Source organism: Pseudoalteromonas sp. GB56, from assembly GCF_054923835.1.
Map to the genome: position 1 here is coordinate 1,243,826 of NZ_JBPCHK010000001.1, position 15,831 is coordinate 1,259,656.

At 45.3% G+C, this 15,831-nt stretch carries 13 protein-coding genes and 1 pseudogene; 11 read left to right on the forward strand and 3 right to left on the reverse strand.

What is annotated here, in order from left to right:
• The first annotated feature begins 73 nt into the window (after positions 1-73).
• The 5 genes and pseudogenes from rlmD to eno all read left to right on the forward strand — a co-directional run bounded on the left by rlmD (position 74) and on the right by eno (position 7,443).
• The gene (rlmD, locus tag ACH19P_RS05820) at positions 74-1,381 is read left to right on the forward strand and encodes a 23S rRNA (uracil(1939)-C(5))-methyltransferase RlmD (RefSeq protein WP_462157578.1); all 1,308 of its coding nucleotides are present in this window, start codon (positions 74-76) and stop codon (positions 1,379-1,381) included.
• Between the two features lie 8 nt (positions 1,382-1,389).
• Positions 1,390-3,556: pseudogene (gene relA, locus ACH19P_RS05825) on the forward strand (GTP diphosphokinase).
• Positions 3,553-4,335, forward strand: a complete 783-nt coding sequence (gene mazG, locus ACH19P_RS05830; RefSeq protein WP_462157579.1) for a nucleoside triphosphate pyrophosphohydrolase — start codon at positions 3,553-3,555, stop codon at positions 4,333-4,335. Before relA ends, mazG begins: the two are co-directional and overlap by 4 nt.
• 109 nt (positions 4,336-4,444) lie before the next feature.
• A complete protein-coding gene (locus tag ACH19P_RS05835; RefSeq protein ID WP_462157580.1) occupies positions 4,445-6,079 on the forward strand; it encodes a CTP synthase in 1,635 nt (544 codons plus the stop codon).
• Positions 6,080-6,150: 71 nt separating this feature from the next.
• Entirely contained in the window at positions 6,151-7,443 is a 1,293-nt protein-coding gene (gene eno / locus ACH19P_RS05840) for a phosphopyruvate hydratase (protein ID WP_462157581.1), read from the forward strand.
• 66 nt (positions 7,444-7,509) lie between these two features.
• Here the strand turns inward: eno and ACH19P_RS05845 are convergent, their stop codons facing one another.
• Complete coding sequence (locus ACH19P_RS05845) at positions 7,510-7,755, reverse strand: hypothetical protein (protein WP_462157582.1); 246 nt, start codon at positions 7,753-7,755, stop codon at positions 7,510-7,512.
• A gap of 173 nt (positions 7,756-7,928) precedes the next feature.
• Here ACH19P_RS05845 and ACH19P_RS05850 point away from each other — a divergent pair, with 173 nt between their 5' ends.
• The gene (locus ACH19P_RS05850; RefSeq protein WP_462157583.1) at positions 7,929-8,285 is read left to right on the forward strand and encodes a hypothetical protein; all 357 of its coding nucleotides are present in this window, start codon (positions 7,929-7,931) and stop codon (positions 8,283-8,285) included.
• A gap of 6 nt (positions 8,286-8,291) precedes the next feature.
• Here the strand turns inward: ACH19P_RS05850 and mutH are convergent, their stop codons facing one another.
• Positions 8,292-8,960, reverse strand: coding sequence for a DNA mismatch repair endonuclease MutH (mutH, locus tag ACH19P_RS05855; RefSeq protein WP_462157584.1), 669 nt, complete (start codon positions 8,958-8,960; stop codon positions 8,292-8,294).
• Between the two features lie 411 nt (positions 8,961-9,371).
• Between mutH and rppH the strand changes: the two genes are divergently transcribed.
• The 5 genes from rppH (at position 9,372) to ACH19P_RS05880 (ending at position 14,796) form a co-directional block, all read left to right on the forward strand.
• The gene (gene rppH / locus ACH19P_RS05860) at positions 9,372-9,893 is read left to right on the forward strand and encodes an RNA pyrophosphohydrolase (protein ID WP_462157585.1); all 522 of its coding nucleotides are present in this window, start codon (positions 9,372-9,374) and stop codon (positions 9,891-9,893) included.
• Between the two features lie 14 nt (positions 9,894-9,907).
• A complete protein-coding gene (gene ptsP, locus ACH19P_RS05865; protein ID WP_462157586.1) occupies positions 9,908-12,193 on the forward strand; it encodes a phosphoenolpyruvate--protein phosphotransferase in 2,286 nt (761 codons plus the stop codon).
• Positions 12,194-12,331: 138 nt separating this feature from the next.
• On the forward strand, positions 12,332-13,138 hold the full coding sequence (locus tag ACH19P_RS05870) for a sulfite exporter TauE/SafE family protein (protein WP_462157587.1): 807 nt from the start codon (positions 12,332-12,334) through the stop codon (positions 13,136-13,138).
• A gap of 14 nt (positions 13,139-13,152) precedes the next feature.
• On the forward strand, positions 13,153-13,956 hold the full coding sequence (gene lgt / locus ACH19P_RS05875; RefSeq protein WP_462157588.1) for a prolipoprotein diacylglyceryl transferase: 804 nt from the start codon (positions 13,153-13,155) through the stop codon (positions 13,954-13,956).
• A gap of 6 nt (positions 13,957-13,962) precedes the next feature.
• Positions 13,963-14,796: a thymidylate synthase gene (locus ACH19P_RS05880; protein ID WP_462157590.1), complete on the forward strand. Its 834-nt coding sequence runs from the start codon at positions 13,963-13,965 to the stop codon at positions 14,794-14,796.
• A gap of 59 nt (positions 14,797-14,855) precedes the next feature.
• Here the strand turns inward: ACH19P_RS05880 and ACH19P_RS05885 are convergent, their stop codons facing one another.
• Positions 14,856-15,809 carry a carbohydrate kinase family protein gene (locus ACH19P_RS05885; protein ID WP_462157591.1) on the reverse strand — a complete coding sequence of 318 codons (954 nt, stop codon included), beginning with the start codon at positions 15,807-15,809 and terminating at the stop codon, positions 14,856-14,858.
• Positions 15,810-15,831: the final 22 nt, after the last annotated feature.

The following is a 15,831-nucleotide window of genomic DNA, read 5'->3' on the forward strand; positions in this document are numbered from 1 at the left end:
AACAAATTAAAAAGTCTGTGTTAAGTTTAGGTTATCGCTTACACCGACCTTTAGCAATGAATTAGGGCAAGCAATGGCGAACTTTTATAAGCCAACAAAGAAAAAAGTGAAAAATCAAAGCCAAGAGCTTCATATTGAGAGCTTGGACCACCATGGCCGTGGCGTCGCGAAAAGTAACGGTAAAGTTATTTTTGTAAACGGTGCACTTGCTGGTGAGCACGTTAAAGCAGTCACCCAAAGCGATAAAAAGCAGTACGCCGAGGCACAGTGCACAAAAGTTATCACGCCCAGCGCACATCGCGTTGAGCCTTTATGTGAGCACTATGAACGATGCGGTGGCTGTACGTTGCAGCATTTGGAGTCATCTGAGCAACTGGTTGCGAAACAACACGCTGTCAGTGCATTATTCACAAAGTTCAGTGGGTTAGCTGAACTACCTTGGCAGGGTGCTATCGATAGTCAGCCGTGGCATTATCGCCGCAGTGCCCGTGTGAGTGTGTATGATGACAAAAACCAGGGATTGAAAGTAGGTTTTAGACAAAAAGGCTCTAAACGCATCATCAACATAGATACGTGCCCAGTCCTAGATGATGGCTATAACCGTGTCTTTGCATTTTTCCGTGAGCAAATTAGCCAACATCGAGCATTACGCAGTGTTACACATCTGCAGCTGGTGGCAGCGCAACAACAGAACTTTGTGGTTGTTCGCCACACTAAAGCGATACCTGAACCAGTTAAAGACGCTATTGCCAATGCAGCTCAGGCGCATGACTGGACATTGGTATGGCAAGAAGACACCGAACAGGCCTTACCTCATGCAAGTTATCAGCTCGAGAACAATTTAACGCTCAATTTTGGCTTGGACAACTTTATTCAGGTCAATGCTGAAGTAAACGACAAAATGCTGCATCAAGCAATGCAGTGGCTGGCACTTGAACAACACCATCAAGTTCTCGACTTGTTTTGCGGGGTCGGCAACTTTTCTTTGTTAGCAGGCACGACAGCGCAGCGCGTTGTTGGTGTTGAAGGCGTTGAATCAGCGGTTAAATATGCCAAGCAGAATGCTGAGAACAATGACTTGAACAATTGTGAATTTCACTGTTTTGATTTAACCGAGCCACTTTATAAAGCTAAGTGGTTCGATAAATCATTCGATGTACTCATTCTTGACCCGTCGAGAATGGGTGCGGATGCAATACTTGCGCAATTACCACTCAAACAGTTCAAACGCGTCTTGTACGTGTCGTGCGATCCCGTTACTCTGGCTAGAGACAGCAAAACGATACTTGCGGCCGGGTTTACGCTCAACAAGTTAGGGATAATGAACATGTTTCCTCATACCGGCCATATAGAAACAATGGCTTTATTTGAACGGGGGTAGAGTCCGCCATGGTGGCAACTAGACAATCGCACCGCACCCACATTGACAACTTTGACACTGCGTTGAAGCAGCTTGGCATGAGCGACGATAAATATTCCCTCGTCAAAGCAGCTGCTGATTTTTGTGGTGACGCACGTTGTGCTGAGAATGACAGGCTTGCGCTTGAGATGGTGGAGATTCTTGCGCAGCTTAATTTGGATGCGATTTCCTTAGCCACAGCCTACCTCACGCCCTACTTTTTGGCTCAGCATGTTGTCATTGCCGATGTCAGTGACAAATTCAACAAAGAAGTAGGCCTACTGCTCGTCGGTGTAGAGCAGATGGCGACTATTAGTACGTTAGCACATGCATCGAGCGGCCAAGTCCAAGTGGATAAAATCCGTCGTATGCTTTTGGCCATGGTTGAAGATGTGCGTGCGGTGGTTATTAAACTCGCTCAGCAAGTCTGTTATTTACGTGAAGTTAAAAACGCAGAGGAAGAAGAGCGCGTTATTGCCGCCAAAGAAACCACCAATATTTTTGCGCCATTGGCCAACAGATTGGGAATTGGCCAACTCAAGTGGGAGTTGGAGGACTTTGCGTTTCGTTATCTTCATCCGGATACCTATAAACGAATCGCTAAACTATTAGAAGAGAAGCGTCTAGACCGCGAAGCGTACATGAGCGATTTAGTCGAGCAAGTACAATCTAAGCTCGATGAAGCGGGTATTAAAGGCGAAGTGTACGGCCGTCCTAAGCACATCTACAGCATTTACAAAAAGATGACTAAAAAGAACTACGAGTTCGATCAGCTTTTTGATATTCGCGCGATGCGCATTGTGGTTGAACGCATTCAGGACTGTTATGCGGCACTTGGCATAGTACATACTAGTTGGCGTCATCTCCCCAAAGAATTTGATGATTATGTGGCAACGCCAAAACCGAATGGCTACCAGTCAATCCACACGGTTGTGTTTGGTCCCGAAGGTAAAACTGTAGAGATTCAAATTCGCACCCAAGAAATGCATGAAGATGCAGAGCTCGGTGTCGCGGCTCATTGGATGTATAAAAGAGGGGGCCCTAGGCGGCCGTGACTCGGGGTATGAGCAAAAAATCAGTTGGCTGCAAAAGATACTTCAATGGCAAGAAGAAGTGGTGGATGGCACTGACCTTGCTGATGAGCTGAAAAATCAAGTCGTTGAAGACCGTGTGTATGTATTTACTCCACGCGGCGACATTTTTGACTTGCCCTTTGGTGCAACGCCATTGGATTTTGCCTATTACATACACTCAAATGTGGGTCATCGCTGCATCGGCGCAAAAGTGTTCGGTAAAATTGTGCCGTTCACGTACCAATTGCAAACCGGCGATCAAGTTGAAATTCTAACGCAAAAAGAACCGAATCCGAGTCGAGATTGGCTGAACCCTTCATTGGGCTATATTCGCTCTTCGCGTGCTCGCGCCAAAATACATCATTGGTTTAAGCAACTTGATCGAGATAAAAATCTGCAAGCAGGTAAAGATATCCTCGATAACGAATTACAAAAACTGGATATCACCTATAAAGAGCTTGAGCCTGCAATAGTCCGTTTTAATTTCACGAGTCTCGACGATCTGCTGGTGGCAATTGGCGCTGGTGATGTGCGCTTGAATCAGCTGCTCAATTTTGTGCAAAACAAAGGCGAACCTGAGCCACAAATAAAGTTCAAACAACCGAGTCGCAGTGCAAAGGGTGATAAGAATGGCATCGTCGTGGATGGTGTGGGCTCACTTATGAGCCATATGGCAGGGTGTTGTGAACCTGTGCCCGGTGATTCTATTTGTGGTTATATCACTCAAGGTCGGGGAATTGCAGTGCACCGCAGCGATTGTGAACAATTTTCAACGCTGCAAGAACGCCATCCAGAGCGCATTGTTGAAGTAAGTTGGTCGGCTAAAACCAGTAGTGAGTTTGCACTGTCGATTAAAGTGGAAGCAACAGACCGCCAGGGGTTAATTCGTGATATCAGCTCAGTGCTTGCCAATGAAAAGGTCAACGTCATGAGCATGAATGTCAACACCATAGACGACAAGCAGCTGGCGATTTTCAATATGAAAATTTCAGTGTCAGATTTGAGCACCACCAATCGACTGCTTACTAAGTTAATGCAAATCGAAGGTGTGTACGATGCTTCTCGCGTAGGTGCGGGCGGATGAGTCACAACGCTATTACTGAGCTGCAAGCGATAATGGCAACATTGCGCTGCCCACAATCCGGTTGTGAATGGGATTTAGCCCAGCGCTACGACACCATTGTGCCGCACACAATTGAAGAAGCCTATGAAGTCGCAGACACCATTGAACGTGGCGCATTAGATGAACTTAAATCCGAGTTGGGTGACTTGTTATTCCAGGTGATTTTTTACAGTCAGTTGGCCAAAGAAGATCAGCTTTTTGATTTCAACGATGTGGTAGAGAATCTAAATACGAAACTCAAAGAACGTCATCCGCATATTTTTGCTGGTCAGAAGGTTAACGACAATTGGGAAACACGTAAGTATCAGGCTCGGCAGGAACAGGCTCGTCAGGAAAACGGTCCTGAGCAATTATTAGCAGATATACCGACTAATTTACCCGCGTTGAGTGCGGCCAATAAGATTCAAAAGCGCGTTGCCAGCGTTGGCTTTGATTGGCCAAGTGTTGAAGGTGCGTTGGATAAAGTTCGCGAAGAGATAGATGAGGTGTGTGAAGCCATTGAACATGACCCAACAAGTGAGCACTGCGCCGAGGAAATTGGCGACTTACTTTTCGCAACTGTGAATGTTGCGCGTCATTTAAACAGAGACCCAGAACAACTTCTACGCCAAGCTAACCGCAAATTTAGTCATCGCTTTAATCAAGTCGAATCGTATTTAAGCGACCAAGGTCAAACACTTAGTAGCGCAAATCTTGAACAAATGGAAGCTGCCTGGCAAGCGGTTAAATCGCGCGAATAACTCACACTCAAAGAGCGAATTTTAACTGGATTGGAATCGGCAGCTTTGCTATACTATCGCCCCGTCTTGATTCTATATTTAATCCATTTCCTGATATCTTAGGGTTCGCATGAGTACAAAATTTATCTTCGTTACGGGCGGGGTGGTTTCCTCGTTGGGTAAAGGTATTGCTGCTGCATCATTGGCAGCGATCTTAGAAGCACGTGGCTTGAAAGTCACAATCTTAAAGCTGGATCCTTATATCAACGTTGATCCGGGCACAATGAGCCCAATTCAACACGGTGAAGTGTTCGTTACCGAAGACGGTGCAGAGACGGACCTTGACCTTGGTCACTATGAGCGTTTCATTCGCACTAAGATGACCAGCCGCAACAACTTCACTCAAGGTCGTGTATACGAGGACGTTCTTCGTCGCGAGCGTCGTGGTGAATATCTTGGTGCAACTATTCAGGTTATCCCACACATCACAAACGACATTAAACGTCGTGTTGTTGAAGGTGCAGAAGGCCATGATATCGCGATCGTTGAAATCGGCGGTACAGTAGGTGACATCGAGTCACAACCATTCCTAGAAGCAATTCGTCAGCTAGGTACTGAAATCGGTCGTGAGCGTGCCTTGTTTATGCACTTGACTCTTGTGCCGTTCTTAGGCCCTGCAGGTGAAGTGAAAACAAAGCCTACGCAACACTCAGTGAAAGAACTTCGCTCAATTGGTATTCAGCCAGACATCTTGGTATGTCGCTCTGCATGTAAACTACCTGCAAATGAGCGTGCGAAAATTGCTTTGTTCACCAACGTTGAAGAAAAAGCAGTTATTTCCCTACAAGACGTAGACAGCATTTACAAGATCCCTGCATTGCTTAAGTCGCAGGACTTAGACAACATCATTTGTCGTCGTTTCTATTTAGACTGCCCAGAAGCAGACCTAGCAGAATGGGAACAAGTACTTTACCAAGAGTCGAACCCTACTGGTGAAGTAACGATTGGTATGGTTGGTAAGTACATTGAACTACCAGACGCATACAAATCAGTAAACGAAGCGCTAAAGCATGCTGGTTTGAAAAACCGCTTAACTGTGAATATTCAGTACGTTGATTCACAGGACATTGAAAGCAAAGGCGTGGATTTACTTAAAGACTTAGACGCAATCTTAGTACCAGGTGGCTTCGGCGGCCGTGGTGTTGAAGGTAAAATTTTAGCTGCTCAGTATGCCCGTGAAAACAAGGTTCCTTACCTAGGTATTTGTTTAGGTATGCAAGTAGCACTGATCGAGTATGCACGTAACGTTGCGGGTCTTGAAGGTGCGAATTCGACAGAATTCGACGCTAACTCAGCGCACCCGGTTGTCGGTTTAATCACTGAGTGGTTGGACAAAGACGGAAACGTTGAAGTACGTGATGAAGCATCAGATTTAGGTGGCACAATGCGTTTAGGTGCGCAGCTGTGTCACTTGAAAGAAGGTTCAAAAGTACGTGAGGTGTATGGCAGTGATCAAATCGTTGAGCGTCACCGCCACCGCTATGAAGTGAACAACAACTACGTTGAGAAGCTTGAGCAAGCGGGTCTAGCATTCACCGGTCTCTCAGAAGATAAAAAGCTGGTGGAAATCATTGAAAACAAAGATCATCCTTGGTTTATTGCGGCGCAATTCCACCCGGAATTCACGTCGACACCGCGTGATGGTCACCCACTATTCGAAGGGTTTGTGGCAGCTGCACACAGCTTCCAGAAGCAATCTTCGTAATTGATTGAAAAAAGCCGTGCCCTCGCACGGCTTTTTCGTTTTTACACTTGGGACAAGAGGAATCAATCGAGATGTCAGAAATTGTTAAAGTGATTGGCCGTGAAGTTATGGACTCACGCGGCAACCCAACTGTTGAAGCCGAAGTTCACTTGGCGAACGGTGCTTGGGGTCGCGCTTGTGCTCCTTCAGGCGCATCAACTGGTACGCGTGAAGCACTAGAGCTTCGTGATGGCGACAAGAGCCGTTACCTAGGTAAAGGCGTACTTAAAGCAGTTGGTTATGTAAATGACGAAATTGCAACAGCGCTTAAAGGTCAAAACGCACTGGAACAGCGTGCTATCGATAACATCATGCTTGAGCTTGATGGCACTGAGAACAAAGAAAAACTAGGTGCAAACGCTATCCTAGCTGTGTCACTAGCGAACGCTAAAGCGGCTGCACAATTCAAAGGTGTTGAGCTATTCGAACACATCGCTGATATCAATGGTACACCAGGCGAGTACTCTATGCCTGTGCCTATGATGAACATCATTAACGGTGGTGAGCACGCGGATAACAATGTTGATATCCAAGAGTTCATGGTTCAGCCTGTAGGTGCTCCTAGCTTCCGTGAAGCACTGCGCATGGGTGCGGAAATCTTCCATAGCTTGAAGAAAGTACTGAGTGCACGTGGTCTTAACACTGCAGTAGGTGATGAAGGTGGTTTTGCACCGGATCTTAAGTCTAACGAAGAAGCGCTAGAAGTGATCGCTGAGGCGGTTGCGGCTGCAGGTTACGAATTAAACAAAGACGTAACGCTGGCACTTGACTGTGCATCTTCTGAATTTTACCACGATGGTAAATATGACCTTAAAGGCGAAGGCAAAGCATTTGATTCAGCTGGTTTTGCTGACTTCTTGGCAGATCTTGCTGCACGTTACCCAATCGTTTCAATTGAAGACGGTCTAGACGAAAGTGACTGGGCTGGTTGGAAAATCCTAACAGACAAGATTGGCGATAAAGTACAGCTAGTGGGTGACGACTTGTTCGTAACAAACACTAAGATCTTGAAGCGTGGTATCGATGAAAAAATCGGTAACTCGATTCTTATCAAGTTCAACCAAATTGGTTCACTGTCTGAGACACTTGATGCAATCAAGATGGCAAAAGACGCTGGTTTTACTGCTGTTATTTCACACCGTAGCGGTGAGACAGAAGATGCAACTATTGCGGATTTAGCGGTAGGTACTGCGGCAGGTCAAATTAAGACAGGTTCTCTTTGTCGTTCAGACCGTGTTGCTAAGTACAACCAGTTGCTTCGTATCGAACAGCAACTAGGTGACAAAGCGCTTTACAAAGGTCGCTCAGAAATCAAAGGTCAGTAATTCACATAATTACTAGGCAATAAAAAACCGCGGTTTATCCGCGGTTTTTTTTCGACTAGATAACACCTAGTTCATGCTGCTGGTAGTCGCACGATTGCGTTGTTGGTTAACATAGTCTTGGCCAGCTTTCTCCTGTTGCGCTTTTTGCTCTGCTGTTAAGCATACGCGCTTAGGAATGTTAGAACCGGTTGGTTTAGTCATTTCGCAAAACATACCATCTTCGTTGCTTGCTACTTGTTCTTCTGACGACTGCGATGCACAACCAAATAAAAGCACTGTAGAGAGTGCCGCTACTGAAATCCTGAAACTCATTATAATTCTCCTTTAAAAACTGAAGCACCCAACACGCGAGTGTTGAGTGGAAGACCCGTTATAAATAAAAAAAATGTCAGTTACCAGTGATTAATTGTAAGTTCATCGAATATGACTTGATAATTAACAATTTGTTCATATAGTTAACTTTATGTATTAATTTAGGTTGTTGTATGAACAATCTGACTCTATGGATAGGGGATAACGGTATGTACTGGTTGTATTTTTATGGGTGCAAAGAGCTTGATGAGCTTAGTACACAGCAAAGGAATGTGTTGGTAGAAGCGGCATTTAAAGGGTTTCGCAGAAAGCATCCCGTGGATCGCTTAATGCGTTTGTCACTTATTATGTTAATGATGGTGCCCGCAGTGCTATGCGGAGCGATATTTGCCGTTGAAGCTGGATTAGCAATGAGCGTAATATCATTTGTACTTCTTCATATCATCATCGCGCAACATGACAGCAAACTAGCGTGTGAATACCTTCATCAGCATTATCACGAACTCAGACGGACAGTCGGCCCATACTAGTCCCTACTAGGGAGCAAATTGTTGGGCCAAAATTTGCCGAGTGAATTGGGTTTTCAAATAAAAGCCTCTGGGTAGTGTTTGAATTCGCTCACCATTTTTACCAATTGCATCAGTAAGTACCTTACTGTTCGCGGCTTTCGGGCGTAATTGTAGCACTTCACCATAGTGCCCGTTTACTTGTTCTATTTGCCCAAGAGCAATCATATCGATTAACTCTTCCCAATCACGCTTTAGCTGTGCGAATTGTGCATTGTTGGGCTGCCATAAGAAGCCACTACCAATGACCCGGTCCACAGGGGCGATATCTCGTTCTGCTAAAATGGGTAGCCACAATACGTGTCTTAGCTTTTTGTAGACCGAACTTTGTTCAAATGTCAGCCCTGTCACATCGGTCAATGGAGCAACACTAATGAAGGTGGTTTCCAATGGCGTACCGTTGTTGGAGATCGGCAATGTTTTTAATTCAATTCCCAATTCCATAAAGTCAGGTTCTGGTAGAGAGCCTGCGCTGGCACCCAAGACATGCTCAAGTAATTGGCCCCCCCACCCTTTTTCTCTTAGCAGGTGTTCAGGCGTTTTAAAGCCGTGTTCTAGGGCCACATCGCCCAAATTCATACCGGCAATGGCGTTTACGCGATCGAGTAGCTGCGCTAGCGTTTTAGGTGGAGTAGTCATAGAAATCTAATGAGCTGAATAACAACGAGATTGTAACAAAGAACAGCAGGATTCCCAGTGCTGTTATTTTGAACAAAAATAAATGGAGTGTTTTTTGTACGTCTAAAATCGTGCTTTAATATTTTAACTTTCTGAAAAATAAAGATTATTTTTAATTTTTTAAAGTGGGGTGTTACAAAACCTGTTGTTTTAATCCACAAAATACAGATGTATAAACAAATTTATCCACAGAATCTGTGGAGAAAGTAAGTTTTTGCAAGCTTGATTGTGGATTTGTTTCAATTTTATCCGCAAATTACAAAACTTATGCACAAGTTGTGAGTAACTTGGTGTTAAATTCGAATATTATTTGCTGTAAATGGGTGATTGTGGAACAATCGATAAAAATCGACTTACAAAAGAGGCACTAAGGTGATTGATGCCGAGGGTTTTCGTGCCAATGTCGGAATTGTAATTTGTAATAATCAAGGGCAGGTATTTTGGGCTCGTCGCTTCGGACAGCATTCGTGGCAGTTTCCACAAGGTGGTGTGGATGATGGTGAAACACCCGAGCAAACCATGTACCGCGAGTTACACGAAGAAGTGGGCTTGTTGCCGGAAGATGTAGAAATTATTGCAAGTTCTCGTCACTGGTTACGATATAAGTTACCGAAGCGGTTGATTCGTCGCGATTCGACACCGGTTTGTATAGGACAAAAGCAAAAGTGGTTCTTACTTAAGCTAAAATGCAAAGATGAGGATGTAAACTTACTCAAAACACATCATCCTGAATTTGATGATTGGCGTTGGGTTAGTTATTGGTATCCGGTGCGTCAGGTTGTCGCATTTAAGCGCGATGTATACCGCCGGGTGATGAAAGAATTTGCTCCCTTAGCGATGCCATTTAATCGCAAAGAACCATCGCAACAGGGGCAGTGGCGTAACCGCCGATAGGGAGAGTACAAAATATGCTTGCCACCATGCGCACAATTGTCGAGCAAGTTGCTCAGCAGCCGAGTTTGGAAAGTGCGCTTATGGTGTTTGTAAGCCAAGTCAAAAAGGCAATGAAAACAGAATGCTGCTCAATCTACTTTGCAGATTATAGCCGCGATAATTTTGTTCTAATGGCCACCGATGGTCTAAATCCCGCGGCTGTTGGTCAATTTAGAGTTGGTTTCACCGAAGGTTTGGTCGGTTTGGTAGCGCAGCGCGAAGAACCGATAAACCTTGCTTACGCAAAATCTCATCCACGATTCATTACCTCAGATTTAGTTAAAGAAGAGCAGTACAATGCTTTTCTATCTGTGCCCGTTGTTCACCAAAAACGGGTGCTTGGCGTTATTGTGGTGCAGCAAAGTGCAGCCCGTGTATTCAGTGAAGATGAAGAGTCGTTTTTAATCACGCTCTCTGCACAATTGGCACCACAGCTGGCTGATGCGCAAATTCAAACCTTATTGAATCAAGATGATTTAAGTCATCGCTCCACCATGCTTAAGGGTATTTCTGGTTCTGCAGGAATCGCCATTGGTGATGCTTATGTGGTGTTGCCAAAAGTTGACTTCTCATCGGTCGAAATGCGTAAAGAGCCTGATAAGATCAAACAGAAAGATCTATTCTTGCAAGCCGTTTCGGCAACTAGGAAAGAATTCAGTACCTTGGCGGTGTCTATGCAAGGGCATTTGCCGAGCGAAGCGGTTGCGGTGTTTGAAGTGTATCTCCAATTACTTGATGCACGTAGTTTAGGCCGTGATGTTGAAATAGAAATTGCCGACGGTTGGTGTGCAAAGAGTGCATTGAAACGTGTAATAGAGCGTTTGGTGCAGCAGTTTAATGCGATGCAAGACCCGTATATCAAAGAGCGCGCAGTTGATGTGAAAGACATTGGCTTACGCGTATTGCACCACTTATTAAACACCGAAAAAGCAACCAAGCCTTATCCAGAGAATACAATTTTGGTGGCACACACCATGACGCCAGCTATGCTTGCTCAAGTACCTAAAGAGCGCTTAAAAGGGGTTGTGAGTGTACATGGTGCAGCCAATTCGCATGCATCAATTCTTACCAAGGCCATGAATATCCCCACCATTTGGGGTATTAACGATATTCCACTGCTGCAATTTGATAATAAAGAATTGATCATAGATGCCTATGCAGGGCGGGTGTATTTGAGCCCGAGTGAAGCGCTCAAGCAAGAATATGCCAAGTTACAGCATCGTGATGCCAAGTTACACGACCAATTTGAATCAGAATATCACTTGCCTTCAACGACACCTGATGGCTTTATGGTCGACCTCATGCTTAACGCAGGGCTAGATCCTCACAGTGAGTTGGATAGCGCTCGTTATTGTGATGGCGTGGGTCTGTACCGCACTGAGTCATGGTTTATGCAAAAGGGCACATTCCCGTCACAACACGAGCAAGAGCAGTGGTATCGTCAGGTTTTAAGTAGCTATCACCCAGCCCCAGTAACCATGCGCACCCTGGATATTGGTGGTGATAAAGCGCTCGATTATTTCGACATAGAAGAAGAAAATCCATTTTTAGGTTGGCGCGGTATTCGCGTCAGCTTGGATCATCCAGAGCTATTCTTGGATCAGCTCAAAGCCATGATCAAGGCGAATTCGGGGTTAGGAAACTTGCGTATCCTGCTTCCTATGATCAGTGAGCTTGGTGAGGTTGATGAATCGTTATCATTGCTTGAACGCGCGTACTTTGAGTTGCAACAAGACAACCCTAAAGAATTTAGTTACATCGATAAGCCGCTTGTTGGCGTAATGATTGAAGTGCCATCTAGCATCTATCTACTCAAAGAATTTGCTGGCAAAGTTGATTTCTGTTCAGTGGGTAGCAATGACCTCACTCAATATCTGTTGGCTGTGGATAGAGCGAATTCCCGCGTTGCGAACCTATTTGACCCTTATCACCCCGCAGTGCTGCGGGCGCTCAACAGTATTGCCGAGCAATGCCAGCAAGCGAATTTCCCGTTCAGTCTTTGTGGAGAACTCGCAAGCGAACCAGAAGGGGCTATTTTGCTTATAGGAATGGGCTTTGACAGTTTGAGTATGAACTTTAGCTCCTTGCATAAAGTAAAGTGGGTGATACGCCGAGTAGGGGTGCTAGCGTGCCAATGTTTACTGAAGCAGTGCTTATTAGCCAGCAGTGCTAAACAAGTCCATCGTTTAGTACGTGATTTTATGTTGGAGAACGATTTAGGGCAGTTATTGTATAGTCATAACGAGAGTGAAGTCTCATAGCTGTGACTCCGAACACAAGCCTCAATTGCGGTCATCTCAAACTAGGCAAAAAACAGCACAGTTCCTTATGAATGAATATGAAATTCCACTTATAACCTGATATATTAGTCATATAAAAAAACGGAATAAGTAACTTTGATGGCAGATCTAATTTGGCTATTTGTACTGTGCACACTACTTGGTAGCATCGTTGGATTTCTTGCTGGCTTGCTTGGTATCGGTGGCGGCCTGCTTATTGTTCCCGCTCTTAGCGCTTTGTTAGTTCATTTTCACGTAACGGATGTCGAACATGTGCTGGTGATTGCTATTGCTACTTCATTGGCTTCCATCCTATTCACGTCGACCTCATCCGCGTTGGCGCACCACAGAAATCAGAATGTTCCTTGGGAAGTTGCTCCCTGGGTTCTTGTAGGCGTTTCTACTGGGGCGCTGATAAGTGGTTTTATGGCCAGCTATATCCCTCAGCAAGGCCTCAAGACAATTTTCGCAGTGTGTGTGATGTTCATCGCCTTGCGCATGATTTACTCCACGCAAAAGGCAACGAGCACGCGCAGTATGCCCTCTGGTGTCGTTGTTGCTGGGTCGACCTCCATCCTAGGAGCAATATCAGGACTGATCGGCATTGGCGGTGGGGCACTTATAGTGCCGCTGTTGAACTATTTCTCAGTGGATATGAAAAAGGCCATAGGTTGTGCTGCTGTTAGCGGTATTGCCATTGCGCTGTTCGGCTGCTTGGGTTACATTGCCTCGGGGTGGCAAGTGAAGAGTATCAGTGACGGCTTTTTAGGCTTTGTGTACTTACCTGCGCTTGCGGGGATCGTCGTTACCTCTTGGTTTACCGCGCCCTTTGGCGCTCGCGCTACCCATTTTTTACCGGTATCACACATAAAAAAAATCTTCGCTTTACTGTTGGTGATCATCGCCTTACGTATGGTGTTTAGTTAGGCAAAAATGAAATTATGGCTTTAGAGTTTCCGCAGATTGACCCTGTAATTTTTGAATTGGGTCCCGTTGCCGTTCGTTGGTACGGACTAATGTATTTAATCGGTTTTGCTTTGGCTATGTTCTTAGCAAATCGTCAGGCAGCCAAACCAGGTTCAGGCTGGACAAAAGAGCAAGTCAGTGACTTACTTTTTTATGGCATGTTAGGGGTAATTTTGGGTGGGCGTATAGGTTACGTTCTGTTCTACCAGTTTGGTTACTTCCTCGAAAACCCGTTGTATTTATTTAGAATTGATCAAGGTGGCATGTCATTCCATGGCGGCACACTCGGTGTACTGACCGCAGTTGCATGGTTCGCTAAATCACGCGGCAAATCATTTTTAGAAGTGGGCGACTTTGTTGCACCTTTAGTGCCATTGGGGCTACTTGCTGGGCGTATCGGAAACTTCATCAATGGTGAGCTATGGGGACGCACCACCGATGTGTCTTGGGGGATTGTTTTCCCAACTGGCGGGCCAGAGCCTCGTCACCCGTCGCAACTGTATGAAGCATTTTTCGAAGGCTTTGTGCTGTTCTTAATTTTACAGTGGTTTATTAGAAAACCCAGACCAGCAGGCAGTATTGGCGGCGTATTCTTACTCGGTTATGGTGTATTCCGTTTTGCGATTGAATACTTCCGCGAACCAGACGCACATTTAGGCCTGTTTGGCGGCGTTATTTCGATGGGCCAAATCTTATCTTTGCCTATGGTTATTGTCGGTGCTGCGTTATGCTATTGGGCATATCGCACTGCACCAATCACAGCACAACAGAAGAATTAATCGACGATGAAGCAATATTTAGAATTGATGCGTCATGTCAAAGAGCATGGCTTTAAAAAGGAAGATCGCACCGGTACCGGTACAATCAGTGTGTTTGGTTATCAAATGCGCTTCAACTTGCAAGAAGGTTTTCCATTAGTTACCACTAAAAAGTGCCATTTGAAGTCGATTATTCATGAGCTTCTTTGGTTCCTTAACGGTGATACCAACATTGCTTATCTTAATGATAATGGCGTGCGCATCTGGGACGGTTGGGCAACTGAAGAAGGTGAACTCGGCCCCGTCTATGGCAAGCAGTGGCGTAGTTGGGAAGGCCCTAACGGTGAGGTCATTGATCAAATCAAAGACGTGGTTGAGCAGATAAAAACAAACCCAGATTCTCGTCGCTTGATTGTTAGCGCGTGGAATCCTGCTTTGTTGCCCGACACACAATACAGCCCCAGTGAAAATGCGGCCATGGGCAAACAGGCCTTGCCACCTTGCCACACGCTGTTTCAGTTTTACGTGTTAGACGGTAAGTTGAGCTGCCAGTTATATCAACGCAGTGCAGACATCTTTTTAGGTGTGCCGTTCAACATTGCAAGCTATGCGTTATTGACCATGATGATTGCGCAAGTATGTGATTTGGAGTTAGGTGATTTTGTGCATACTTTTGGTGATGCGCACTTGTACTTAAATCATTTAGAACAGGTAGACGAGCAGTTGTCGCGTACACCCTATGCTAAGCCTACTATGCGAATTAACCCACAAGTCAAAGACATCTTTGATTTTACCTTTGATGACTTTGAATTGGTTGATTACCAAGCGCACCCGCATATTAAAGCGCCAGTCGCTATCTAATACGAATAAAACGGCCACAATGGCCGTTTTTGCTTTCTCAGGGTCATTATAAATCGTGCTTACTGTATCTCTTTTTGTGATGGTAGGGCGGCGAATGCCCCTTTTCTTTGGCAAGTTTTTGCGCCACACAGGGCGGCAAATTTGGCTGCCTCAACCATGATGTCATGCGTTTTTACCGTATGTATTTTTAATTCCTCTTTGCTTTGCAAGTGCTGGCTCAAGTAATAAATAAAACCAGCGATAAAGCTATCGCCTGCGGCGGTTGTGTCCACAGCGTGAATAACAGGCACGGGCACGTTAGCCGTAAACAGTTTGCTGTATAGGTGGACTGCATGGGGGCCGTCAGTTACCACTACGAGGCTTATGCCATAGCCAAGTAGTCGACCTACGTACTTCTCAACATCCTCGTTAAAATGTGTAGCAAGATAATCTGCTTCATCTCGAGATAGCTTCACAATATCTGAAAGATGTAAGCATTCATCGACACGTGCCGGCATCAGTGCTTCATCTTGCCAAAGTTGCTGGCGCAAGTTTACGTCAAAACTCACGCAGACCTGCTTTTCCCTAGCACGATTGATAGCATAGACAGTATTTAAATACATGCTCTGGGTGGTGAGTGTGTTTGAACAAAAATGAAATAATCCCAACGTTGGCCAATTAATATGGTCTATGTGTTTTTGTTGGTAGCGTGTATCCGCCGTATCGCGACGGTAAAAATTAAAATGGCGCTCACCATCTGGGTCCAAGCTTACAAGTACAATTGCAGTGTTGGCATCATTGATGCGTGTAGCGTACGAGGTGTCTACGCCGTAATTTTTGAGCTGTGAATACAGGTGCTCGCCAAATGCATCTCTGCTGATACCTCCGGCAAAATAACTGTGGCCGCCTAGTTTGGCGTAGGCAACAGCCACATTTGCAGGTGCACCGCCAGCTAGCGGTAGGTATTGTGTATTGGTGTGATCACTGGGAAGAAAATCGATTAACACTTCACCATAACTAAGTAGTGAAAACATCCTGACTCCAAAATCAGATCCC